We start from the raw sequence: 25,030 nt of genomic DNA, 5'->3' as shown, positions 1-25,030 counted from the left end.
GATTCCCCCACTGTAGCGGTACGCGCAGGAGGGGACAGGCCGGCCATGTTGTTGCCCGATTCGCCCCGGGGACCGCACCGGTCGCCCACTCTGCTAAAGTATGTAGGTTGCCGTTCAACGGCCGCGGATAAAGAGAGCTCAGGCATTCAGCCAAGGGCACCGCGCAGTGAGAGAAAGGGGATCCCACTTTATGGCACTCGAACCAGATGCTAAGAAGGCGATCATCGAAAAGTACGCTACCCACCCAGGCGACACCGGGTCCCCGGAAGTTCAGATTGCAATGCTCACGCAGCGCATTCTCGACCTCACGGAGCACCTGAAAGAGCACAAGCACGACCACCACTCACGTCGTGGCCTGCTTCTTATGGTTGGTCAGCGTCGCCGTCTGCTCGGCTACCTGTCGGACATCGACATCACTCGATACCGCACACTGATCGGCAGCCTCGGCCTGCGTCGCTAATTTTCTGCAGTTGATTTGCAGGAAGCGGTGCAGCGTTGACAACGCGAACTTCTTCAGAACGGGCCGTCACCTCCGGGTGGCGGCCCGTTTTGTGTACCCTTCGAACCGGGGGTAGAACGGACGCTAGAATATGGGGTTGGCAATAAGGAAACGGACACCGCACACCATGAGTCTCTGGCGCACCAAGAGTATTGAAGATTCGATAGCAGACTCGCTCGAGAAGGGCCACAGCCTCAAACGCACCCTCGGCACCTGGGACCTCATGATCATGGGCGTTGCCGTGGCTGTCGGCGCGGGAATCTTCTCGGTCGGTGCCAAGGCGGCCGGCAGCTACGCCGGACCGTCGGTCACCCTCGCTTTTCTGCTGGCCGCGTTCACCTGTGCCCTCGCGATCATGTGTTACGCCGAGTTCGCCTCGGCCGTTCCGGTCGCCGGTTCCGCCTACACGTTCACCTATGCCACCCTCGGCGAGCTGCTCGCCTGGATCATCGGCTGGGACCTCATCCTGGAGATGCTCACCGCAGCCGCCGTGATCGCGAAATACTGGGGTATCTACCTCAGTACCGTCTTCGATCTCGCTGGCTGGAACGTTCCCGCCACGATCAATGTGATCGGCCTGGATGTGAGCTGGGGTGCCTTCGTTATCGTCGCCATCTTCACCGCTCTGCTCGTGCTGGGCACCCAGCTGTCCGCCCGGGTCGCGAGCGTGTTCACGATCATCAAGGTTGCCATCGTCGTCTTCGTCATCATCGTCGGCGCGTTCTTCATCAGCCCGAAGAACTACACCCCGTTCATCCCCGCTGAAGTGCCATCGACCGGCGGTGACGGTGACGTCTGGATGCAGTCGCTGTTCTCCTTCATGACCGGTGCGGCCCCGGCCCAGTATGGCCTGTTCGGGTTGCTGGCCGGTGCTTCCCTGGTCTTCTTCGCGTTCATCGGGTTCGACGTCGTCGCCACGAGCGCCGAAGAGGTCAAGAACCCGCAGAAGACCCTGCCGCGGGGCATCTTCGCCGGGCTCGCCATCGTCACCGTGCTCTACCTCGGCGTGAGCCTGGTCCTGACCGGCATGGTGCCCTACACGGTGCTGGCCGACGACCCCAATGCCTCCCTTGCAACCGCCTTCGTGGCCGTCGGCGCCGGCTGGGCCGCGCAGGTCATCTCGATCGGAATTCTGGTCGGCCTCACGACGGTGATCATGGTGCTGCTGCTCGGCCTGTCGCGAGTGCTGTTCGCGATGAGCCGTGACGGCCTGCTGCCGCGCTGGCTGAGCGTGACGAGCGAGAAGCGCCGCACTCCCGCGCGCATTCAGATTATCTCCGGTACCGCCGTTGCGCTGATCGCCGGCCTCACCGACGTCGGCGTGCTCGAAGAGATGATCAATATCGGCACCCTGTCGGCTTTCGTGCTGGTCAGCATCGCCGTCGTCGTGCTGCGCAAGAAACGCCCGGATCTGCCGCGCGCTTTCAAGGTGCCGTTCTCGCCGGTGCTGCCGATCCTGTCGGCCGTGCTCTGTACCTGGCTGATGCTGAACCTCACCACCCTTACCTGGGTGCGGTTCGCGGTCTGGCTGGCCGTCGGATTCATCGTGTACTTCGCGTACGGCCGCCGCCATTCCGTACTCGGCATCAAGCAGCGTGCTGCTGCCGCTCTCGAGAGAGACGCCCAGCCCGTGGCTGCCAAGCGCGTCGACTAGAAAATGCGGGCGGTGAACGCACCGCTCGCCAAGACCATGAATCCCAAAAGGGTCGGCGACCAGGATCACGAGCCGTCCGAGTCCCTGCACTTGCACGCCTCACTCCGCTCAGTATCACTCTGCCTGAGTGACGGCGCCGCCCTGCCGTCTTCATGACACCAGTTCGGGGCTATTTGAAGTCTGCCGACAACAGCGGCGCCGGTCGGCAAAAACGCCCGGTCTGATAAGCTGATAACGGTCGTTCCTCGGAAGTGACTGAGCAACCGGAGCACAGCTGGCAGGAAGCTGGTCCTCGGTGGTGGTTTCCCAGACGCGCAGCTTCTGGTGAATTTCTACTGGTGGCCAGCACAGCGACAGTGTCGATTGAAAGTCAGTTGACACATGGGCTGATACTGCCTGTTCGAGCTCCTCGTCCCACTCGTGCGCCACTTGGGCACGCGAGCCTTCGTCGCCAGAATGGCGAGAAGCAAACTTAAAGGAGAAAACCCCCACATGGAGGGTCCAGAAATCACGTTCGCCGAGACCGTTATCGACAACGGCAAGTACGGCAAGCGCACCATCCGTTTTGAAACCGGGCGTCTCGCCCAGCAGGCGCAGGGTTCTGCCGCCGCGTACATTGACGAAGAGACGATGCTGCTCTCCGCCACGAGCGTCAGCAAGCAGCCGAAGGACAACTTCGACTTCTTCCCGCTCACCATCGACGTCGAAGAGCGCATGTACGCTGCCGGCCGCATCCCGGGCAGCTTCTTCCGTCGCGAAGGTCGCCCCTCGACCGACGCGATCCTCACCTGCCGCCTGATCGACCGGCCGCTGCGCCCGTCGTTCGTCGACGGTCTCCGCAATGAGATCCAGGTTGTCATCACCGTTCTGGCCATCGAGCCCGACGAACTCTACGACGTGCTCGCCATCAACGCGGCCTCCATGTCGACCCAGCTCGCCGGCCTGCCGTTCTCCGGACCGATCGGTGGCGTTCGCGTCGCGCTCATCCCCGACGAGAACGGTGGCGGCCAGTGGGTTGCCTTCCCGAAGCACTCGCAGCTAGACGATGCTGTGTTCAGCATGGTCGTCGCCGGCCGCGTGGTCACGGATGCCGCCGGCGCGCAGGACGTCGCGATCATGATGATCGAGGCCGAAGCCACCGACGCTGCCTGGAACCTGATCAAGGGTGGCGCCATCGCGCCGAACGAAGCCGTCGTTGCCCAGGGCATCGAAGCTTCCAAGCCCTTCATCAAGCAGCTCGTCTTCGCGCAGCAGCAGGTAGCCGACGCTGCCGCCAAGCCGACCGCCGACTTCGCGCTGTTCCCGCCGTACCAGCCGGCCACCTACGACGCAGTCGCTGCGCTGTCCTACGACCAGCTCAAGACGGTCTACACGATTGCCGACAAGGTCGAGCGTCAGAACGCTGACGATGCACTCAAGGCATCCGTCAAGACCGCCATAGCGGCCAAGGTCGAAGCCGGCGAGCTCGACGCGAGCGCCAACAACCAGGTCAGCGCGGCCTACAAGTCGGTCACCAAGCTCGTCGTGCGCTCACGCGTCCTCAACGAGGGCATCCGCATCGACGGCCGTGGGCTGGCAGACATCCGCCCGCTCGACGCCGAGGTTGCGGTCATCCCGCGCGTGCACGGCTCGGCCATCTTCCAGCGCGGCGAAACCCAGATCCTGGGCGTCACCACCCTGAACATGCTCAAGCTCGAGCAGTCGATCGACTCTCTGAGCCCGGTCACCAAGAAGCGCTACATGCACAACTACAACTTCCCGCCCTACTCGACCGGTGAGACCGGCCGGGTCGGAACGCCGAAGCGTCGCGAGATCGGCCACGGAGCGCTCGCTGAGCGTGCCCTGGTTCCCGTGCTGCCGTCGCGCGAGGAGTTCCCCTACGCCATCCGTCAGGTCTCCGAGGCGCTCAGCTCCAACGGTTCCACCTCGATGGGTTCCGTCTGTGCGTCCACCCTGTCGCTGCTGAACGCCGGAGTGCCGCTGCGCGCCCCGGTCGCCGGCATCGCCATGGGCCTGATCAGCGACACCGTTGACGGTCAGACCCGCTACGCGGCACTGACCGACATCCTCGGCGCGGAAGACGCCCTCGGCGACATGGACTTCAAGGTTGCCGGTACGAGCGAATTCATCACCGCGATCCAGCTCGACACCAAGCTCGACGGCATCCCCGCCTCGGTCCTGGCCGGCGCGCTGACGCAGGCGAAGGATGCCCGCACCACGATCCTCTCCGTGCTGAACGCGGCGATCGACGCTCCCGACGAGATGGCGCCCACCGCGCCCCGCGTCATCAGCGTGCAGATCCCCGTCGACAAGATCGGCGAGCTGATCGGCCCGAAGGGCAAGACGATCAACTCGATCCAGGACACCACCGGTGCCGACATCTCGATCGAGGAAGACGGAACCGTGTACATCGGCGCCGTCGACGGACCGTCGGCCGAGGCCGCGCGCGCCCAGGTCAACGCCATTGCGAACCCGACCAACCCCGAGGTGGGCGAGCAGTTCCTCGGAACCGTCGTCAAGATCGCCGCGTTCGGCGCCTTCGTTTCCCTGCTCCCGGGCAAGGATGGTCTGCTGCACATCTCCGAGGTGCGTAAACTTGCTGGTGGCAAGCGCGTCGAGAACGTCGAAGACGTGCTCGGCGTCGGACAGAAGGTCCTCGTGGAAATCACGAAGATCGACGACCGTGGCAAGCTGTCGCTCGCCCCGGTGCTCGACGAGGCGGCTGACACCGAGGGTCGCGCTGCGGCTTCCGACAGCGCAGACGCTTCGGTCGAGGCCTCGAACTAAACGAACACCGTGCCCCAATAGATCTCCCGATCACCTCTCGCCAGGTCGGTCGGGTAGACGGAAGGCCCGCACTGCTTGCAGTGCGGGCCTTTTCGCGTGAGTGCCGGACGCATTCGTGCCTTGTCGTGGACACGAACCGGGTCTACCGTGCAGCGCATGACAAGTCAACGGAAAACTTCACGATTCCTGCCCCGCTTCGGCGCCGTCGCCGTACTCACGGCTGCCCTGCTTGCTGGCGCGGTCAGTGCCCCAGTGGTCGCGCAGACCGTCGACAGGCATTCCGCCGCGGTCGCAGCGTCGAGCTACGTCGCGCTCGGCGACTCGTTCACGTCGGGTCAGGGTGCCCCGCCCTACGTTCTCGACGGCACCCCGTGCCTGCGCTCCAAGCGCGCCAGCTACCCGATCTTCGCGGACCTGGTCAGCCCCTTGAAACTCGTGTCGAACAAAGCGTGTTCCGGTGCCAGCACAGGGGATGTTCCCGCTCAGCTTCTCGGGGTCAGCCAGAGTGCCGCTCTGGTCACGCTGACCGTCGGCGGCATCGACGCCGGTTCCAACGCCGTTTTGGCGGCCTGCGCTCCCGATCCGGCCAGCGGGGACTGCATCGACGCCATCAACGACAGCTTTACTCAGTTGAGCGGTCTCGCCCCCAAGCTCGTGGGGACCTACGGTCTCGTGGCGGCGACGTTGCCGCAGGCAAAGATCGCGGTGCTCAGCTATCCGCGCCAGTTCAAGCCGGGATTCTCCCCGCTGGGCGATGTGCTTAATGGTGCCACTGACGCACTCAACGTCGTTATCGCGGGATCCGTCTTGGCGCTGGCGAATCCGAACATCCGCTTTGTTGATGCGTCGCAGGAATTTGCCGGACACGGTATCGGGTCTCGGGTTCCCTACTTTGCGTTCGATCCGCTGAACCCGTTCGCGCCGGCCAACTTTCACCCGAATGCGCTCGGTAACAGCCTCGGCTACACGCGGGCCCTCGTGAATGATGGGGTGCTGCGCCTCCGCTAACGGCGATTCAACGGTACGCATTCCGCGGCAGCCATCTAGTTGAAAGAATCATAAGGTATCGATATACTGAACCTGTGCTGTCTTCTGGTTTGCCCGCTGCCCAATTGAAGTCCGACCTGTTCAAGTCGCTCGGGCATCCTCTGCGGGTGCAGGTACTGGAACAGCTCGTGGCCGGTGAACGATCGGTGGGTTCCCTCGCTGAAGCTCTCGGCTGCGAGCTGTCCAACCTGTCACAGCAGCTCGGCGTGCTGCGCCGCGCCGGCGTGGTCGTCACCCGCCGCGAGGGAAATTCCATCTTCTACGCCCTGCGCGACCCGAGCGCGATTGAGCTGCTCGCCGCGGCCAAACGCATGGTGCTTGCCAATCTCGCCGACTCGCACGCCATGCTCCGCCACCTCGAAAAAGAATAATTCGTTCGTCGGGGGCGTCGTTGTCCGTTACAGGTCGTTTCCCGCGTAGGAGAGGTTGAAGCTCTTGTTGGCGAGCGGAAAGTCGGGAACGATCGTCTCCGACAGGGCGTCCGGCACAGCGGGCCAGTTCAGAAAGGACGGGTCGACGACCTTCACCCGGGCGAGGGTGCCGTCGGCGGCCAGTTCGACCCGGTGGGTTGCGGTTCCCCGCCAGGCTTCGACCAGGGCGAGCCCGGTGCCGGCCGAGGTCGGGGTCAGACTGCGCATGCTTCCGGTGTGGCCCTGCAGGCGGCGCAGCAGGTCGACGGCGACCGCGGCAGACACCTCCACCTCGCGCGCGCGAACGGTGTACCGCGCCATCACATCGCCGCCCTCTTCGGTCACAACGTGGAAGACTTCGCCGAGATTGACGAACGGATGCTCGTTGCGGGCATCCGTGTCGATGCCGGATGCCCTGGCGACGTATCCGAGCGTCCCGATCGTGGTCGCGTGTTCGTTGGAGAGCCGGGCCGTTCCGGTGAAACGGCCGCGCACGATGGCGTGGCCGAGCGTGATGCCGACCAGTTCGGCCATGGCCGCAGCGATTCGAACCAGATCGGCCGCCTCGGGCAGTGCGCTCACGCGGGTGCCGCCCACGCTGAGGGCGCCACGCAGCAGCCGGTGACCGGTGATCCTCTTGTTGATGCGCAGTAGCTGCTCGCGCAGCCCTTGGGCCTGGGCGTCGATGATGCCGAAGCCGACGTCGTTGGCCAGGGAGCCGAGGTCGGTCACATGGTTGTAGAGCCGTTCCAGCTCGAGCAGCAGGGCACGCAGCAGCCGGTCGGGCTCGGAGACCTCGATGCCGGCAGCCTGTTCAACGGCCATGACGAAGGCGAGGGAGTGCCCGACGGCGGTGTCGCCGCTGATCTGCTCGGCCAGGAGGACTCCTGCGGCTGCGGTCTTGCCCTCGAACACCTTCTCGACACCGCGATGCAGATACCACTGGCGGGCTTCCATCCGCACGATGGTTTCCCCGACGACCGAGAAGCGAAAATGACCGGGCTCGATGATACCGGCGTGAATGGGGCCGACGGCGATCTCATACACGCCGGGGCCTTCCACCGGTACGAACGGGAACGACTCTGTGTCGGGCTCGAACTCGGGTACGACGGTGTTGGCGCGCAGCATCGGGTACCAGCCCCGCGGCCAATGGCCGTGGCGCACGAGGCGGTGCGGCTGCGGATGGTTGCGGGGGACGACCCCGTACAGGTCGCGGATACCGCGCTCGAAGTTACCGGCCGGCAGGGAGCTCTCCGCGAGGCTCGGAATCCAGGCATCGTCCCGCGGCACGGTGACGCACAGGTCGGCTCGCAATGCGGGGCTGGTGCCGACGAAGGAGTAGACGATGCGAAAGGCATCGGCGTCTTCGTGGCAGGCAACCAGCGCCAGGCGGCTGCCCGCATCGAGCAACGTACCCGCAGCGTGCGGTAGTGCTGCCCGGTCGAGGTGACGCAGAACGGCATCGCCCTCCGCCAGGTTGTCAGCGGCGATATCTTCGGGCGTTCGTTCGTCACGCATCAGTTGGTACCTCCCAGAACGGCTGTGGCCTGCAGCAGCAGAGTGCCGACCGGTTCGGCCACGAATGCGACCGTCGCTGTCGTGGCCAGGGCCAGGATGATCGGCAGGCGGGGGCCGTGAGACGAGTAGTCGGGTGTGAACGCGGCGCCGTCCGGGGGAGCGCCGATGGTCATCTGCACGGTCAGGCGGGTGAACGCGGCGAAGATTACCAGCAGCAGTACGAGGGCTGCTCCGACGACGCCGCCGAGGCCCACCGACCAGCCGGCCATGATGATTCCGACCTCCGAGAAGAAGATGCTGAACGGAGGAAAGCCGACGATGGCGGCCATGGCGATCAGCCACGGCACCGCGAGGCCGGGCCGTCGCACCAGCAGGGCGCGGACATCGGAGATCACCGGGGTGCCCTCGACCTTGAGAATACGACCAGAGATCACGAACAGGGTTGCCTTGATCAGGCCGTGGCCGAGAATGTATAGCAGCACCGAGGGGAGCGCGGCCGGGCCGATCGCCACCCCGATCGCCATCAGGCCCATGTGTTCGATGCTGGAGTAGGCGAGCATCCGCTTGTAGTCGCGTTGGCGAATGAGCAGCGAGGCGGCCACGAGTAGGGAGAGCAGGCCGCCGATGCTGAGCATGGTGCGCAGAAACTCCGGACCGATCACGAGGTTGGTGATGGACTGGATGCGCAGGATGGCGTAGAGCGCGACCGAGAGCAGAACGCCCGACATGAGGCCGGAGACCGGGGCTGGGGCCTGGCTGTGGGCATCCGGCAGCCAGCTGTGCATCGGCGCGAGGCCCGACTTTGTGGCGAAACCGAGTACGGCGAGGGCTCCGCCGGCGGTGATGAGGGCCGGGTCGAGGCCTCGTGTGGATTGGCTCAGGAGCACCCAGGACAGGGTCGGGGTGTCGGTGCCGACCGAGGCAGCGTAGATCAGCACGATACCCAGCAGCGCGATCGCGACTCCGACCGAGCCGAGGATGACGTATTTCCAGGCCGCTTCGAGGGACCGGCGGGTGCGGTGGTGGCCGACCAGGAATGCGGTGGCGATGGTCGTGGCCTCGACGGCAGCCCACATCAGGCCGATGCTGTCGGCCAGCACCGCGAGGGACATCGCGGCCAGGAACAGGGCGATGAGAGCCTCGTAGCCGGCGGCGTCCTTGGTGCGGCTCGACGCCGCGCTGCTCAGGCCGCCCCAGGTGGAGATGAGCCCGACCGCTCCGACGACGCTGAGCATGTAGGCGGAGAGGGCGTCGGCGCGCAGCATGCCGCCGCCGCTGTCGGGAACGGAGCCGCCCAGCACCGCGCTGACCAGAAGCAGCCCCGAAACGAGCACGGCGCTCGACGCGGCGACGCCGACAAAGCGGCGCAGCGCCGAGCCGCCAAGCAGCAGGCTGAGACCGGCGAAGACGAGCGGGCCGACCAGGGGAATCCACAGTACGAATGACATCAGTCGTGCAACTCTCTGAGCTGATCGACGGCCGTGCCGCCGAACTTGGTGCGCATACGGCCGGCGAAAACGTGCAGGATGAGCACGACCAGCAGCACGTCGAGGGAGACCGCGAACTCCAGCAGGATCGGCACGCCGCCGCTGGTCAGGAACGCGAGGGTGGCGATGCCATTGTCGAGCAGCAGAAAGCCGATGAGCTGGGAGCGCGCCCGCCGCCGGCTGATCAGCAGGAGAAAGCCGATCAGCACCATGGCCAGGCCGATTGGTGCGGCATGACCGGTCGTCGTGTCGCCGAGGCCGAAGACGCGGCTGACCACGACGTAGCTGAGGATGGTCAGCAGGGTGACGGCGAGCAGCGCGGCGGTCGGGTTGAGCCGGGGCGATTCCTGGATCTGCTTGATCGAAGCCTTGGACTGGTGCGCGAGCACCCAGGGCAGGCCGACGCCCTTCACCGAAAGAATCAGCAGCGACACGAGCACGAGCTCCGGCTCGCCCTCGGCGATGCCGATCACCGCGACGAGCGCGGCGAGGGCCATGCCCTGCAGGGCGAGCAGCCGAATGGACGCGAGCAGGGAATGGCGCCAGACCATGAGGGCGCTCGTGAGTAGCAGGGCGCCGGTGCAGAGGCCGATCAGCTGGGGATAGAAAGTTTCAAACACGACGGATGCTCCTCAGGCGACCAGGTAGGAGGCGGTGACGGCCAGGAAGGCGAGGGCAAAGGAACCGGCGAGCAGCTCGGGCACCTGGAACAGGCGCACCTTGGCCAAAAAGATCTCGCCGACACTGAGCAGAACACCGAGCACGAGTACCTTGACGGCGATGCTGACAACGCCGATCGCGAGACCGAGGGCGCTGAAATCGGTGACGACACCCCACGGTACGACCAGGTTGCTGACCAGGCCGAGCAGGGCGGCCAGTTTCAGCCAGGAGCCGACTTCGAGCCAGGCCAGGTCGCGGCCGCTCGCTTCGAGAGTCATCGCCTCGTGCAGCATGGTCAGTTCGAGGTGGGTGCCCGGATTGTCGACGGGCAGCCGAGCGGTTTCGGCCATGATCGCGATCGACAGGGCCACGAGGGCGAGCACGCTGACCGGAGAGATGATGACCGCAGGGGAGAACAGCCGGGTTTCGACGATGGCCGAGATGGTGCTCGTTTGGGCCGGGATCGACAGGGCGTAGACCGCGAGCAGCAGGGTCGGTTCGACGAGTGCGGCGACGGTCATGTGCCGGCTGGAACCCATGCCGCCGAACGCTGTGCCGCCGTCCAGCCCGACCAGCGCGAGCGCGACCACGCCGATGAGCATGACCGAGACGATGACGAACAGGTCGCTCGGAATGGACGGGAACGGGATGGTTCCCACGAGCGGCAGGAGCACGCAGAGCAGCAGGCTCGAGACCATCAGGGCGACCGGCCCGGCCTTGAGCATCCAACTGCTGCCTTCGGCGCGCACCGGGTCTTTGGCGAGCAGCTTGCGCACGTCACGCCACGGCTGCCAGATTCCGGCGCCGGCGCGACCCTCGATGGTGGCCCGCACCTGGCGGATCACACCCATGAGCAGCGGGGCGAGGAAGACGAACAGCACGACCTGCACGAAGGCGATGATGATGGCGCTCGAAGCGGCGTTCATAGCGAGACCACAATCAGCACGATCAGAAGAGCGACGAAAGAGTAGGACAGGTACCGATGGATGCTGCCGTTGGCGACATGCCGCACGACGATTCCATAACGTTGGAACAGGTTGAGCACGGGCCGGTACAGTCGGGTTTCGAAGACGTCAGAAACGCGTTGTTCCACCTGCACCCGTTCCACCAGGTAGCGCGACTCGGCCACATGGGTGACCTGCACGTCGCGCGACGGCTTGAGCACGTCGTCGAAGACCCGAACGAGCGGTTCGGCGTAGGAGGTCGCGGTGTACTGCATGCGCGGCCGCGCCCGGGAGCCGCCGCCGCCCCAGGGCAGGTCGATGGTGCGGTGCGGATGCCGACGGGCCGACACGATGATCGACACGATCACCGGGATGGCGACGAGGGCTGACAGTATGACGAGCATGATCGGGTCGAGTACCGCGCCGATGCCCGGCAGCGACACCCCGCCGAGGCCGACCGCCTGGACCGCGGCCGTCGGGCTCGGGCTGACCGTGTGCGCCACGAGCGCGGCGACCGGCCCGGGGAGCAGCCCCAGGGCGAGCACGAAAAGCGCGCCGAGGACGAGGGCCAGCTGCATGAGCGGCGAGACCTCGCGGGCATCCGCTGCGGCACTGCTGCGCGGGCGGGCGAGAAAGGCGATGCCGTAGGCCTTGACGAAGGTGAGCAGGGCGAGGCCGGCGGTGAGAGCGATCACGGCGACGGCGAGGGGCATGGCAACGGATGCCGCGACCGAGACGACCGCACCGTCGAGACGACCGCCGTGGATGAGTGACTGCAGCAGCATCCACTCGGCGACGAAGCCGCTCGTAATCGGGATGGCGGCGGCGCCGAGGCTTGCGATGCCGAACGCGGCGGCGGTCACGGGCATGCGGGCACCGAGCCCGCCGAGGCGGTCCAGGTTGCGTTCCCCGGTGGCGTGGATGATCGCGCCGGCGCCGAGGAACAGGGTGGATTTGAACGCGGCGTGGCTGACGGCGAGCAGCAGGGCTGCGACGAGGGCGGCATCCGCTGCCGCTTGCGCGTCGTAACCACGCAGCAGCATGCTCGCTCCGAGTCCGAGAAAGACCAGACCCATGTTCTCGGTCGTCGAATAGGCGAGCAGTACCTTGAGATCGCTCGACACGGAGGCCTGCAGGATGCCGTAGAGAGCGGAGGCGCCGCCGACCAGCATGATCGCGATGCCCCACCAGGCCGGGCCGTCCGGCAGCAGGCGCACGCAGACGAGCAGGCCGCCGTACACGCCGATCTTGACCATGGCGCCGCTCATCGCGGCCGAGACGTGGCTGGGCGCTTCGGGCAGCACCCGGGGCACCCACACGTGCAGCGGCACGAGTTCGGCCTTGCCGCCGAAACCGAGCAAAAAGAGCACAAAGGCCACATTCGCCGCCCAGGAGCCGGGTTCGATGGCCTGCAGGTTGGTGAAGCTGGTTCCGCCCGACGCTGCGGCGAGCACGGCGAATCCGGCGAGGATGAAGAAGAAACTCAACTGCGACATGGCCGAGTACCAGATGCCGGCGGAGGCGACGGTGGCGCGGCTGGCATGGTCGGCCAGCAGCAGCACGGTGGAGCCGAGGGTCATGATCTCCCAGGCCAGCAGGAATGAGACCGAGTCTGTGGCGGCCGGTACGAGCTGCATGCCCACGAGGAACACCGGCATGGCGACCCAGGCGGTGCGGCTCGCGTCGGGCCCGCGAGTGGAGCCCATCGAGTAGAGCGAGACGAGGATGCCGACGCCGGAGACGATGAGCATGAACAGGCCGCCGAGGCGGTCGGGGGCCAGCAGGAGCGGGTCCATCGGCAGGGCGATCGGAATGAGCAGACCTCCGGTGGCACCGAGCAGGGCGGCGAGGCCGGTGGCAAAGCCGGTCACGGCGATGAGGGTGCAGAGGATACCCCCCGCCCGCGACCGCAGGGACGGTGCCGCCAGGAGGGCGCTCACGACGGCCAGCGCGCCGAGGCCCAGTTGCAGGAGCAGACCGGCTCCGATGCCGGTTTGCAGTAGGTGGCCCGTTCCGGTCTGGGTGTGCAGGAGCAGGCCGACTCCGATGCCGGTCATCGGCCGGTCATCCGGCGCAGCGCCCGCACGATATCGGCCGGTTCCGGCGGACTCCCCGGAACCTCGATGTCGACGTGCACGAAGTCGGACACCGGCCCCATGATGCCGTAGCCGTCGCGGAAGGCGCCGCCGTGCAGGGCGCAGTCACCGACGGCGATCACGAACCGGGGGGTCGGGGTGGCCTCGATCGTGCGGCGCAGCGGCTCGGCCATGTTGCGAGTGACGCTGCCGACGATGAGGAGCACGTCGGCGTGCCGGGGCGAGGGAACCAGGCGGGCGCCATAGCGTTCCACGTCGTAGACCGGTCCGAAGGCGGCCGACACTTCGAGGGCACAGTCATTGCAGCCGCCGGCGTTGATGAAGCGCACCTGCACACTGCCGCCGAAGACCTCGGCTCCGGCCAACAACGGTGGTGCGGGCGGTGCCGGTTCGGCGATGCGCGCGCCGTGACGAATGAGCGTGGCCAATCGCAGGAAACTCATACGAGTCCCCGGTGTGCATGCATGTTCACGAAGCTGGTGCCTTCTGTGGGGAGCGCGAAAGTCGAAGGTGTTGGGCAGGCGACGGATTCTGCGGTGCGTCTGGTTGAGTGCAAGACTACCAGCGCAAATAACTTCATTACTTCTTTATATAACTATATGAAGAATTTAGCAAATAGATCCGGCTACCCGCGGCGGTCGAGCAACGGCGTGAGGCGATAGGGGATGACCTCGCCCATCGCGAGCGAGGTCTCGGTGCGTTCGACCCCGTCGCAGGCGAGGATCGTTCCGTCGATACGGAATAGATCGGCGGCATCCGTGCAGACCACCCGCACGAGCAGGTCAGCCTGCCCGCTCATGCCGTGCGCCTGCACGATCTCGGGGATCAACGCGAGGTCGATGACGATCTGGGCGAGCCTTTTCTGCTGCACGTGCACCTCGATGAAGGCGGTCAGCGGGTAGCCGAGCGCGGCCGGATTGATGCGGCGATCGAAGCCGAGAAAGGCTCCGGAATCTTCCAATCGCTTCATCCGGGCCTGCACGGTATTGCGGGATAGACCCAGCGTGTCGGCGAGCGCGACGAATGTGCTGCGCGGGTCGGCGGAGAGCGCCTGGAGGAGCTTTGTGTCGGTCTTGTCAAGGCTGTACATAGTGCAAAACATTAACACGGTCTGCCGCGCCTGAATAGGGCACTCTGCTCACTATTTTTGGAAGTGGTTGTGCTCCCTGTCGGGTCGACATAGGCTCACGTCAACTTTAGCAATGACGCTCGGAGCGACCCATGATTGATTTCTCGTCTCAGCCGGTGCAACTCCTCTCGCTCGGCGGCGAGCGGATACCGGCCTGCGAATTCGACCCGTGGGTCGAAGACCTCGATGGCCCGGCCCTGCTCGCGCTGTACCGCGACATGGTCGTGGTGCGCCGCATCGACACCGAGGCGACCGCCCTGCAACGCCAGGGCGAACTCGGCCTGTGGCCGCCGCTGCTCGGCCAGGAAGCCGCGCAGGTCGGTTCCGCCCGCTCCCTGCGCAGTGACGACTTCATCTTTCCGAGCTACCGCGAGAACGCGGTCGCCTACTGCCGAGGCGTGAACCTCACCGACATCGTCAAGGTCTGGCGCGGCAACGCCCAGTCCGGCTGGGACCCGTACACGGTCAATATGGCCACCCCGGCAATCATCATCGGCGCGCAGACCCTGCACGCCACCGGCTGGGCCCTCGGTGCCCAGCGCGACGAGGTCGACTCCGTCGCCATCACCTACTTCGGTGACGGCGCCACCAGCCAGGGCGACGTCAACGAGGCCATGGTCTTCGCGGCGAGCTTCCAGGCGCCGGTGGTCTTCTTCTGCCAGAACAACCAGTGGGCCATCTCCGAACCGGTCGGGGTGCAGGCGCACCGCAACATCGCCGATCGCGCGCCGGGTTTCGGCATCCCGAGCCTGCGCATCGATGGCAACGACGTGATCGCGGTCATGGCAGCCACCCGCATCGCCCTCGACCGAGCCCGCACCGGCGGCGGCCCCACCTTCATCGAAGCCGTCACCTATCGCATGGGGCCGCACACCACAGCGGATGACCCCACCCGCTACCGCGACCCGGCCGAACTCGCCGAGTGGAAGACGCGTGACCCCCTGCTGCGCCTGCACCGGCTGCTGACGACGCTGGGGGAGATCACCCCCGACTCCGAGGCGGCCACCCAGGCTCTCGCCGACGATGCGGCCGCCGAACTGCGCGCCGGCTGTATCGGCATGCCGGACCCCGAGCCGCTGAGCGTGTTCGACCACGTCTACGTCACCCCCAACGCCACCCTCGAACGCCAGCGCACCGACTACGCCGGGTATCTCACGAGCTTCGGCGGCGCAGGACAGAGCGGTTTAGAACAGAACGGAAAGGCGTGATGACCATGACCACCCTGATGACCCCAGCCACGGTGTCGACCGTTCCCGGCCTCACCGCGCCGACTCCCACCCCGCTCAGCGAGACGAAAACCCTTACCATGGGCAAGGCCATCAACGAGGGCCTGCGCCAGGCCATGCTCGACGACCCCAAGGTCGTGCTGCTCGGCGAAGACATCGGAGCCCTCGGCGGTGTCTTTCGGGTGACGAGCGACCTGCTCGCCCAGTTCGGCGCTCGCCGGGTCATCGACACGCCGCTCGCCGAATCCGCCATCATCGGCACCGCGGTCGGCCTCGCCTACCGCGGCTACCGGCCGGTCTGCGAGATCCAGTTCGACGGCTTCATCTTTCCCGGCTTCGACCAGATCGTCAGCCAGGTCGCCAAATTCCACTACCGCACCCAGGGCGCCGTGCGCATGCCGATCACCATCCGAGTGCCGTTCGGCGGCGGCATCGGAGCGGCCGAACACCACTCCGAATCACCGGAGGCGTACTTCACCCACACCTCCGGCCTACGCGTGATCGCCGTCTCCAACGCGCAGGATGCCTACAGTCTCATCCGGCAGGCCATCGCGAGCGATGACCCGGTGCTCTACTTCGAGCCCAAGCGTCGCTACCACGTGAAGGGCGAGGTCGTGCCCGAGCTGGGTGCCCCGATGGACCAGGCCGTCGTCGTGTGTCCAGGAACGGACGTCACGCTCCTCGCCTACGGTGCGCTCCTGTCCACGGCGCGCGACGCGGCGCTCGCCGCCTTGGACGAGGGCGTGTCGATTGAGGTCATCGACCTGCGCTCGCTGTCACCGGTGGACTACGCGGTGGTGGAGGCATCCGTTCGTAAGACCGGGCGTCTGGTCGTGACGCACGAGGCGGCCCAGTCGGGTGGTCTCGGCGGCGAGATCATCGCGACCGTCACCGAACGCTGCTTCAGCTACCTGGAATCCGCGCCGGTACGGGTGACCGGCTTCGACGTGCCCTACCCGCCGGCCAAGCTCGAAAGCCACCACCTGCCCGACCTTGACCGCATCCTCGACGGCGTCGACCGGGTCATGGGGCGACGATGATCAAGATCTTCAAGCTGCCCGACCTCGGTGAGGGGCTCACCGAGAGCGAGATCGTGGCCTGGCTGGTGGCGCCGGGCGACGAGGTCACGCTCAACCAGCACATCGCCGACGTTGAGACGGCCAAGGCGGTCGTAGAACTGCCGAGCCCGTTCGCCGGGGTGGTGCGCGTGCTGCACCAGCCGGCGGGGGTCGTCGTGCACGTGGGCGAACCGATCGTCAGCTTTGACATCGGCGGCGAGCCGGATACCCCTGACACCGGTGCAGTGGATGCTCCAGCCCCGGTCGAAGCGCCCGTGCAGCAGCGCGAGGCCAACCTGGTCGGCTATGGTCCCGCCGTGGAGCGCGGCGGCCACCCCCAGCGTCGAGCCCGGCCGGGTGGCGGCCCTGCGGTCGTGGCCGACCGGCCTGCGCCCGATCCGGCTGCTCCAGCTGACCGGGATACGCCGGTAGCGCTATCCTCGCAACCGCCCACGGCAGTGGATGCCGCGCCGGACCAGGTGGCGCCCGCCGCAGCATCCGCTGTTGAGCGCCCGCGCTCGACGCCGCCGGTGCGCGCGCTGGCCCGCGACCTCGGGATCGACCTGACCACCGTCACCGGAACCGGACGCGACGGCCTGATCACCCGCGACGACGTGCGTGCCCACCTCACGGAGTCGGTGCCGGCGGCCGGTCTGCCCGGGGCTCCGCCCGACCGGTCCAGGCCCGAAACGTTGGAGCGCGAGAGCCGCACGCCGATCAAGAGCCTGCGCAAAATCACCGCGGCTGCCATGGTCCAGAGCGCGTTCACGGCGCCGCACGTGACCGAGTTCCTCACCATCGACGTCACCCCCACCGTCGAGCTCCTCGATTCCCTGCGCGCTGACCGCCAGTTTGCCGACGCCGGCATCGGCATCCTTGCCGTGGTGGCCAAGGCGCTCTGCCTGGCGGTCGGCCGCACCCCCGCGGTGAACACCCGGTGGGATGAGCCGGCCGGCGAGATCGTGCAGTTCCACCACGTGAACCTCGGCATCGCCGCGGCCACCCCGCGTGGCCTGCTCGTGCCGAACATCGTCGACGCCGACCGGCTCGACCTGCGCGGCCTGGCCGCCGCGCTCGCCGAACTCACCACGGCCGCCCGGGCCGGAACGACCACCCCGGCGGCGCTGTCCGGCGGCACGATCACCATCACCAATATCGGGGTGTTCGGCATCGACGCGGGTACCCCCATTCTCAACCCGGGCGAGGCGGCGATCCTCGCGCTGGGCAGCATCCGCTCTCAGCCGTGGGCATATCGGGGGCAGGTCGCGCTGCGCAAGGTGCTCACCCTCAGCCTGTCATTCGACCATCGCCTGGTCGACGGCGAGCAGGGGTCCCGCTTTCTCTCCGACATCGGAACCATCCTCGCCGACCCGGCCCGGGTGCTGGCCATGGTCTGACGCCTCCCGGCCTCCTCACCACCGGCAGTTCTGCCACCATTCCCGGCACCGCCCGTCCCTACCCACGGGTTGCGCATAACTCCTGCAATTTGTAAAACCAACCGGAAAGTTCCGCGGAATTCCGGGGGCTGGGTTTTTCGGCCCTGCAGATTGCAGGAGTTATGCGCCAGATGGACGATTGACCGGGGTACGACAGCGGAGGAAAGTGGAGGTATGAACGCTCATGGTGCACTTCTCGCCCCCTTTTCGACGAAGACGCAGCTGGCGGGCACGGCTTTCGTGCATCTTGACGGATGCCTGCACGCAACGTTTGGCACGAAAGACTTCGTGTCGGCTCTGGACCTCGTCAACGGCATCGGCGCGGTCGCCGAGGCACTGAACCACCACCCCGACGTGCGCCTCGGTTACGGCACGGTGTCGCTCGTGCTGACCTCGCACGATGCCGGGGGAGTGACCAGTCGCGATCTCGAGCTTGCGGCCCGCGTGCAGCAGCTCGCCGACACCCTCGGAGCCACGGCCCACCTCGCGCAGCCGACGCGTTACGACATCGCGATCGACTGCATCGACGCGGATGCCGTGCGCCCATTCTGGCGGGCGGGCCTCGGCTACACCGAGGTCGCCGGCGACGATGGCATCGAGCTGGTCGATCCGCGCGGCCTCGCCCCCAAGGTCTGGTTCCAGCACATGGAGATCGCCCGTACCGACCGCAACCGTATCCACCTCGACGTTTACGTTCCGAGCGATGACGCCGAAGACCGGGTCGCGGCCGTGCTCTTGTGCGGCGGCGTGCTGCTCACCGACGAACACGCGCCCGACTGGTGGGTTCTCGCCGACGTCGAGGGCAATGAACTCTGCGTCTGCACCGCCGCCTTCTGACTCGCTCCCGGGCGCTTGCTACGCTCGTGAACGTTGCGGCGCTCTCACTACCCGCGCCCCCGGGATTGTTAAGCGGCGGGCAGGCCGAGGGCGGCGAGCGCCATTTCCTCAAGCAGGGCGCGCACGGCAGGTTGCGCCGAGGCGCGCGCGCTGTGCGGAGTCGAGTTCAGCAGCCCAAATGTGGCGTGGGCGCGAATGCGCAGCTTCGTCTCGTCGGCTGCCGGGTGTACTCGATGCAACACGTGCACCCACAGTTCCACGTATTCGCGCTGCAGCGCCCGCACCCGGTGTTGGTCCGACTCGGCGAGGCTGTCGAGGTCGCGGTCCTGCACGCGGATCACGTCGGGGTTCGCCAGGGCGAAATCCACGTGAAAGCGTACGAGACCCTGTAGGGCTGCTGCGGCATCCGTTGTCGCCGTGACCACAGCACCACCCCCGATGACCAGATCCTCGCTCACGTCGATCAGCAGGGCGGCGAGTACGGCCGGCTTGCCGCTGAAATGGCGGTAGACCGCCGGTCCGCTCACCCCCACGGCGGCACCGAGGTCCTCGATCGACACCCCGTTGAAGCCCGAGCGGGCAAACAGGGTGGCCGCCGCGGTGAGCAGGGCGGTGCGCCGGTCGGCCTTGGCCCGGCTGCGCGGCGTGGTTCCTTCATCACTGGACATTTCAGTTAATACTAGCTAACCTAAATTGAGTTACCAATCATTAACTGTGATTGGCGCCCAGTCAAAGGAGACAGCCGGCGATGAACGTCCTCACCAGTGAGCTCGACCACACCGCCCCCACCTTTCGCGCCAACGACACCGCGCAGCGCGCTTTCGTCGCCGACCTTCGCGCGCGCCTCGCCCTGGCGGCCCTCGGCGGCCCCGAGACCTCCCGGCAGCGGCATGTCGCCCGCGGAAAACTCCTGCCCCGGGAACGCGTCGACCGGCTGCTCGATGAGGGCAGCCCTTTTCTTGAAATTGCACCGCTCGCCGCCACCGGTGTCTACAACGACGACAGCCCCGGCGCGGGAGTCATCGTTGGAATCGGTCTCGTGCACAATCGTCCGGTGCTCGTCATCTGCAATGACGCCACGGTCAAGGGCGGCACCTACTACCCGCTGACGGTCAAGAAACACCTGCGTGCGCAAGAAATCGCCCTCGAGAACAGGCTGCCGTGCGTCTACCTGGTCGACTCCGGCGGAGCCTTCCTGCCCCGGCAGGACGAGGTCTTTCCCGACCGTGAGCACTTCGGCCGAATCTTCTACAACCAGGCACGGATGTCCGCCGCCCGCATTCCGCAGATCGCCGCGGTGCTCGGTTCCTGCACCGCCGGCGGCGCGTACGTTCCGGCAATGAGCGACGAGACCGTGATCGTGCGGAACCAGGGCACGATCTTCCTCGGCGGACCTCCCCTCGTCAAGGCCGCGATCGGTGAGATCGTCTCGGCCGAAGAACTCGGCGGCGGCGAACTGCACTCCCGCGTCTCCGGCGTCACCGACCACCTCGCCGAGAACGACGAACACGCTCTGCAAATCGTGCGCGACATCGTCGCGACCCTGCCCGCGCCCGAGCCGTCGGCCTGGCCGGTGCTGCCCATGCGTGAACCGGCGGCGCTCGCCGATCAACTGTACGGCGCCGTGCCGGTCGACGTGCAGCAGTCCTACGACGTGCGCGAGGTCATCGCCCGGCTGGTCGACGCGAGCGAGTTCCACGAGTTCAAGATGGAGTTCGGCAGTACCCTGGTCACCGGATTCGCCCACCTGCACGGTCACCCGGTGGGTATCGTCGCCAACAACGGCATCCTGTTCGCCGAGTCTGCGCAGAAGGGCGCCCACTTCATCGAACTGTGCGACCAGCGCGGCATCCCGCTGATCTTCCTGCAGAACATCTCGGGCTTCATGGTCGGCAAGGACGCCGAGGCCGGCGGCATCGCCAGGCACGGCGCCAAAATGGTCACCGCCGTCGCCACCACGCGCGTTCCCAAACTCACCGTCGTCATTGGCGGGTCGTTCGGCGCCGGCAACTACTCCATGTGCGGCCGCGCCTACTCGCCGCGCTTTCTCTGGATGTGGCCGGGAAGCCGCATCTCGGTGATGGGCGGCCCGCAGGCCTCAGCGGTGCTCGCGACCGTGAAACGCGAGCAGATCGAGGCGCGTGGTGACGAGTGGTCGGCCGAGGCAGAAGCTGCGTTCAAACAGCCGATCACCGACCAGTACGAACAGCAGGGCAGTCCCTACTATTCCACCGCGCGGCTCTGGGACGACGGCGTCATCGACCCGGCCGACACCCGTACCGTGCTCGGCCTTGCCCTGGACGTCTGCTCCGCCGTTCCCCTGCCCGAACCCGCCTTCGGCCTGTTTCGGATGTGACCCGATGACCACTGACTTCACCACAGACTTCACCACCGTGCTCGTCGCAAACCGCGGCGAGATCGCCTGCCGCATCCTGCGTACCCTGCGGGAGCGGGGCATCCGCTCGGTTGCCGTCTACAGTGACGCCGATGTAGGCGCCCGACACGTGCAGCTGGCGGATGCCGCGGTGCGCATCGGCCCCGCCGCCCCGGCCCAGAGCTACCTCAGCATTGACGCAATTCTCAATGCCGCCGCGCAGACCGGCGCGCAGGCCATTCACCCGGGCTACGGGTTCCTCAGCGAAAACCAGGCCTTCGCGCAGGCCTGCGCCGACGCCGGCATCGTGTTCATCGGGCCGAGCGTAAACGCGCTGGCTGTGATGGGCGACAAGATCCGTTCCAAGAATCACGTTGCCGGTTTCGGGGTGCCGATCATTCCCGGAATCGCGCGGCCGGGGCTCACCGACGAGCAGCTCGTCGAGGCTGCCGCCGAGGTGGGGTACCCGCTGCTGATCAAACCCTCCGCCGGCGGCGGCGGCAAGGGCATGCAGGTCGTCGAGAGCGCCGACCAACTCCCCGACGCCCTGCTCACCGCGCGCCGCGTGGCCGCGAGCGCGTTCGGCGACGACACCCTCTTTCTGGAACGACTCGTCGCCACTCCCCGGCACATCGAAGTGCAGGTGCTGGCCGACAACTACGGCGCCGTCATCCACCTCGGCGAACGCGAGTGCTCGCTGCAGCGCCGCCACCAAAAAGTCATCGAGGAAGCTCCCTCACCGCTGCTCGACTCGGCGACCCGAGCCCGCATCGGTGAGGCCGCCTGCGCCGCAGCCCGCAGCGTCGACTATCGCGGAGCCGGTACCGTTGAATTCCTGGTCGCCGCCGACGCTCCCGACGAGTTCTTCTTCATGGAGATGAACACCCGACTGCAGGTTGAACACCCGGTCACCGAACTCGTCACCGGCGTCGACTTGGTCGACTGGCAGCTGCGCATAGCCGCGGGGGAGCCGCTCGGGCTCGCGCAAAGCGATATATGTCTGGGCGGGCATGCGATCGAGGCGCGCGTCTACGCGGAGAACCCCGACCGCGACTTTCTGCCGATGACCGGCACCGTACTGGCCCTGCGCGAGGCCGTCGGCGACGGCATCCGCGTCGACAGCGCCCTGCTGCCTGGCCTGCAAATCGGGGGCGCCTACGACCCGATGCTCGCCAAGGTCGTGGCCTGGGGCCCCGACCGGGCTGCCGCCATCGCGCGCCTTGATCGTGCCCTCGCCGACACCTTGGTGCTCGGAGTACATACCAATCTGGAATATCTCCGTCTGCTGCTGCACGAACCGGCGGTGCGGGCCGGTCAGCTCGACACCGGGCTGATCGAGCGCACCCTGCCGCACCTCGCCTTTCGGCGGGCCGACGACCACGTGCTCGCGGCAGCGGCCCTGCTGCTGCACGCTGCCGCGGCCGATGCGGCGACCTCGGTCTGGCAGCGGCCGAGCGGCTGGCGCCTGGGCGAGCACCGTCCCGCCCGGTATGAGTTCGGGGTGGACGGTGGCGGGATCCTGAGCGTGGCTGTTCTCGGGGAGCCGGGCGCAGCATCCGTTCGCGTCGGCGACCGCGCGCCGGCCATCGGCCGCCTCGCGCCGGTGGACGCCGGCCGCGTGCGAGTGGAGTTCGAGGGAGAAACTCGCGTCTATGACCTGGCGCGCACCACCGGGCACCTCCATCTCGGCCACGACGGTGTCGCCTTTGACCTGCTGCTGCCCAGCCGCGCCGAACTACTGGCTGAACAGCTCGCCGGGCGGAACCGGGTGGCCGGCGCGTTTCAACCCGAGGTGCGTTCACCGATGCCGGGCACCGTCGTTTCCGTGCCGGTCAGCGCCGGAGACCTCGTGATTGCCGGGCAGACCCTCGCCACTATCGAGGCCATGAAAATGGAGCACAAACTCGTGGCGCCTCACGCGGGAACCGTCACGATCAGCGTCGCCCCCGGCGATCTCGTGCGCCTCGACCAGATCGTCGCGAGCGTTGCCGCTGAACCCACGCCCCGTGAACCCACGCCTGCGGAACCCGCCGCTACCCCAGACCAGGGAGATCTATAATGAGCTACGAACTCAGCCCCAGCCAGCAGGACCTCAGCGACCAGGTTCGCGACTTCGCCGACACCGTCGTCGCTCCGGCCGCCTACGAGTACGACACCAAACGCAGCCTGCCATACGGCATCATCGCCCAGATGGGTGAGATGGGCCTGTTCGGCCTGCCGTTCCCGAAGGAATACGGCGGCCAGGGTAGCGACTATTTTTCGCTCTGCCTCGCTGTCGAACAACTCGGACGCGTCGACCAGAGCATCGCCGTTACCCTCGAAGCCGGTGTGGGCCTTGGCATCATGCCGGTCTACCGTCGCGGCACCGAACAACAAAAACAGGAGTGGGTGCCGCTGCTCGCGAGCGGCAAGGCTCTCTCCGCGTTCGGCCTCACCGAAGCGGATGCCGGCTCCGATGCCGCCGGCACCAAGACCACCGCAGAACTGACGGGCGGCGAATGGGTGATCAACGGCAGCAAGCAGTTCATCACCAACTCCGGCACCGACATCACCCGGCTGGTCACCGTCACCGCGGTCACCGGCCAGTCCACCCGCGCCGACGGTTCGATAAAAAAAGAACTCACCGCCATCCTGGTGCCGACCCCGGCACCCGGTTTCACCGTACTGCCCGCCTACGACAAGGTCGGCTGGCACACCTCCGACACGCATCCGCTGCTCTTCGACAACGTGCGGGTACCCGAAGCGAACCTGCTCGGCGAGCGCGGCCGCGGCTTCGCCAACTTCGTGCAGACCCTCGACGAGGGCCGCATCGCCTTCGCCGCGCTCTGCGCCGGGGCGGCGCAGGGCTGCCTCGACGAGTCGGTGCGCTACGCGAAGAGCCGCAACGTGTTCGGTCGCGCCATCGGATCCAACCAGCACATCGCCTTCAAACTGGCACGCATGCAGGCGCGGGTACACAGCGCCCGCCTCGCCTACTACGACGCGGCGCTGAAAATGATCAACGGCACGTCGTTCAAGATGGAGGCGTCGATCGCCAAGATGATCGGCAGCGAAGCCGCCATGGACAATGCCCGGGACGCCACCCAGATCTTCGGCGGTTACGGTTTTCTGAATGAAAACCCGGTCGCCCGGCACTATCGTGATTCCAAAGTGCTCGAACTGGGCGAGGGTACGACCGAGGTGCAGCTCATGGTCATCGCCCGGTCGCTCGGTTTCACGGCCTGACCTGGACGCACGACTAGACCGAGGAGAAGCGGATGCCCGATACCCCAGACACGCCAGCGGGCGAGCGCCGTCCGACCCTGCAGCGAGGCCTCTACTTCGAGGAATTCGACCTCTCGGCGCTCTACCAGCACCGGCCCGGCCGCACGGTGACCGAGGCCGATAACGTGCTGTTCACGACGATGACCATGAACACGCAGGCCCTACACCTCGATGCAGCGTGGTCGGCCACCCAGCCGTTCGGCGAACGCCTGGTCAACTCCATGTTCACCCTTTCCACCATGGTGGGCAGCTCGGTCGCGCAACTGACCCAGGGCACAATCGTGGCGAACCTGGGGTTTTCGGCCGTGACGTTTCCGCATCCGCTGCATCACGGCGACACCCTCTATTCGGAGACCATCGTCACCGACAAGCGACTGTCGAAGAGTCGGCCGGGTCAGGGCATCATCACCCTCGAACACACCGGACGCAACCAGTACGGTGTCGTCGTCGGCACGGCCGTGCGCACGGTCCTGGTCTGGTGCCAGGGAGCCGCCCAGTGAGCGGCCCGTTCGACGGTGACCCGTTCGAGCAGGGCTCCTTCGATGAGTACGGTGATCCGGCCGGCCCCGACCCGTTCGACGACAGACCGGCCGGCCTCAGTCCG

General features: G+C 66.7%; 21 protein-coding genes. 13 read left to right on the top strand and 8 right to left on the bottom strand.

Translation table 11 applies throughout. The annotated features are described in order from the left end of the window. Positions 1-190: 190 nt before the first annotated feature. From rpsO to E3O06_RS09760, 5 genes are all read left to right on the top strand, one after another. Complete coding sequence (rpsO, locus tag E3O06_RS09780) at positions 191-460, top strand: 30S ribosomal protein S15 (protein ID WP_092112143.1); 270 nt, start codon at positions 191-193, stop codon at positions 458-460. 166 nt (positions 461-626) lie between these two features. After that, positions 627-2,153: an amino acid permease gene (locus tag E3O06_RS09775; protein ID WP_174843219.1), complete on the top strand. Its 1,527-nt coding sequence runs from the start codon at positions 627-629 to the stop codon at positions 2,151-2,153. Positions 2,154-2,645: 492 nt separating this feature from the next. Beyond that, complete coding sequence (locus E3O06_RS09770; protein WP_134503195.1) at positions 2,646-4,940, top strand: polyribonucleotide nucleotidyltransferase; 2,295 nt, start codon at positions 2,646-2,648, stop codon at positions 4,938-4,940. Positions 4,941-5,096: 156 nt separating this feature from the next. Beyond that, the gene (locus E3O06_RS09765) at positions 5,097-5,948 is read left to right on the top strand and encodes an SGNH/GDSL hydrolase family protein (RefSeq protein ID WP_134503193.1); all 852 of its coding nucleotides are present in this window, start codon (positions 5,097-5,099) and stop codon (positions 5,946-5,948) included. A gap of 74 nt (positions 5,949-6,022) precedes the next feature. Next, on the top strand, positions 6,023-6,358 hold the full coding sequence (locus E3O06_RS09760; protein ID WP_241980047.1) for an ArsR/SmtB family transcription factor: 336 nt from the start codon (positions 6,023-6,025) through the stop codon (positions 6,356-6,358). Positions 6,359-6,385: 27 nt separating this feature from the next. Here the strand turns inward: E3O06_RS09760 and E3O06_RS09755 are convergent, their stop codons facing one another. From E3O06_RS09755 to E3O06_RS09725, 7 genes are all read right to left on the bottom strand, one after another. Next, positions 6,386-7,915, bottom strand: a complete 1,530-nt coding sequence (locus E3O06_RS09755; RefSeq protein WP_134503191.1) for a hydrogenase large subunit — start codon at positions 7,913-7,915, stop codon at positions 6,386-6,388. Further along, entirely contained in the window at positions 7,915-9,363 is a 1,449-nt protein-coding gene (locus tag E3O06_RS09750; RefSeq protein ID WP_134503189.1) for a proton-conducting transporter transmembrane domain-containing protein, read from the bottom strand. The genes E3O06_RS09755 and E3O06_RS09750 overlap by 1 nt, the downstream gene beginning before the upstream one ends. Further along, complete coding sequence (locus tag E3O06_RS09745) at positions 9,363-10,022, bottom strand: hypothetical protein (protein WP_134503187.1); 660 nt, start codon at positions 10,020-10,022, stop codon at positions 9,363-9,365. The genes E3O06_RS09750 and E3O06_RS09745 overlap by 1 nt, the downstream gene beginning before the upstream one ends. A 12-nt stretch (positions 10,023-10,034) precedes the next feature. Continuing rightward, entirely contained in the window at positions 10,035-10,988 is a 954-nt protein-coding gene (locus E3O06_RS09740) for a respiratory chain complex I subunit 1 family protein (RefSeq protein ID WP_134503185.1), read from the bottom strand. Further along, a complete protein-coding gene (locus tag E3O06_RS09735) occupies positions 10,985-13,063 on the bottom strand; it encodes a proton-conducting transporter transmembrane domain-containing protein (protein WP_134503183.1) in 2,079 nt (692 codons plus the stop codon). The genes E3O06_RS09740 and E3O06_RS09735 overlap by 4 nt, the downstream gene beginning before the upstream one ends. After that, on the bottom strand, positions 13,060-13,545 hold the full coding sequence (locus E3O06_RS09730) for an NADH-quinone oxidoreductase subunit B family protein (protein ID WP_134503181.1): 486 nt from the start codon (positions 13,543-13,545) through the stop codon (positions 13,060-13,062). Before E3O06_RS09730 ends, E3O06_RS09735 begins: the two co-directional genes overlap by 4 nt. 182 nt (positions 13,546-13,727) lie before the next feature. Then, positions 13,728-14,192 (bottom strand): Lrp/AsnC family transcriptional regulator, encoded by a 465-nt coding sequence (locus tag E3O06_RS09725; protein ID WP_134503179.1) that lies wholly within the window; start codon positions 14,190-14,192, stop codon positions 13,728-13,730. Positions 14,193-14,323: 131 nt separating this feature from the next. Between E3O06_RS09725 and pdhA the strand changes: the two genes are divergently transcribed. The 4 genes from pdhA to E3O06_RS09705 all read left to right on the top strand — a co-directional run bounded on the left by pdhA (position 14,324) and on the right by E3O06_RS09705 (position 18,788). Further along, entirely contained in the window at positions 14,324-15,439 is a 1,116-nt protein-coding gene (pdhA, locus tag E3O06_RS09720) for a pyruvate dehydrogenase (acetyl-transferring) E1 component subunit alpha (RefSeq protein ID WP_134503177.1), read from the top strand. Between the two features lie 98 nt (positions 15,440-15,537). Further along, positions 15,538-16,497 carry an alpha-ketoacid dehydrogenase subunit beta gene (locus E3O06_RS09715; RefSeq protein WP_241980068.1) on the top strand — a complete coding sequence of 320 codons (960 nt, stop codon included), beginning with the start codon at positions 15,538-15,540 and terminating at the stop codon, positions 16,495-16,497. After that, a complete protein-coding gene (locus tag E3O06_RS09710) occupies positions 16,494-17,912 on the top strand; it encodes a dihydrolipoamide acetyltransferase family protein (RefSeq protein WP_134503173.1) in 1,419 nt (472 codons plus the stop codon). Before E3O06_RS09715 ends, E3O06_RS09710 begins: the two co-directional genes overlap by 4 nt. 213 nt (positions 17,913-18,125) lie before the next feature. Further along, complete coding sequence (locus E3O06_RS09705; protein WP_134503171.1) at positions 18,126-18,788, top strand: VOC family protein; 663 nt, start codon at positions 18,126-18,128, stop codon at positions 18,786-18,788. A gap of 68 nt (positions 18,789-18,856) precedes the next feature. Here E3O06_RS09705 and E3O06_RS09700 read toward each other — a convergent pair whose 3' ends face one another. After that, on the bottom strand, positions 18,857-19,456 hold the full coding sequence (locus E3O06_RS09700; RefSeq protein ID WP_134503169.1) for an SACE_7040 family transcriptional regulator: 600 nt from the start codon (positions 19,454-19,456) through the stop codon (positions 18,857-18,859). Between the two features lie 80 nt (positions 19,457-19,536). On the opposite strand from E3O06_RS09700, the gene E3O06_RS09695 reads away from it, so the two are divergent. From E3O06_RS09695 to E3O06_RS09680, 4 genes are read left to right on the top strand one after another with little or no spacing between them, the layout of a single operon-like run. Next, the gene (locus E3O06_RS09695; protein WP_134503167.1) at positions 19,537-21,144 is read left to right on the top strand and encodes a carboxyl transferase domain-containing protein; all 1,608 of its coding nucleotides are present in this window, start codon (positions 19,537-19,539) and stop codon (positions 21,142-21,144) included. A gap of 4 nt (positions 21,145-21,148) precedes the next feature. Next, entirely contained in the window at positions 21,149-23,221 is a 2,073-nt protein-coding gene (locus E3O06_RS09690) for an acetyl/propionyl/methylcrotonyl-CoA carboxylase subunit alpha (protein ID WP_134503165.1), read from the top strand. Further along, on the top strand, positions 23,221-24,387 hold the full coding sequence (locus tag E3O06_RS09685) for an acyl-CoA dehydrogenase family protein (RefSeq protein WP_134503163.1): 1,167 nt from the start codon (positions 23,221-23,223) through the stop codon (positions 24,385-24,387). The genes E3O06_RS09690 and E3O06_RS09685 overlap by 1 nt, the downstream gene beginning before the upstream one ends. Positions 24,388-24,419: 32 nt before the next feature. Continuing rightward, the gene (locus E3O06_RS09680; RefSeq protein ID WP_134503161.1) at positions 24,420-24,926 is read left to right on the top strand and encodes a MaoC family dehydratase; all 507 of its coding nucleotides are present in this window, start codon (positions 24,420-24,422) and stop codon (positions 24,924-24,926) included. Positions 24,927-25,030: the final 104 nt, after the last annotated feature.

The organism is Cryobacterium glaciale, from assembly GCF_004402535.1.
Taxonomy (GTDB): domain Bacteria; phylum Actinomycetota; class Actinomycetes; order Actinomycetales; family Microbacteriaceae; genus Cryobacterium; species Cryobacterium glaciale.
This window is presented reverse-complemented; position numbering and strand designations above follow the sequence as displayed.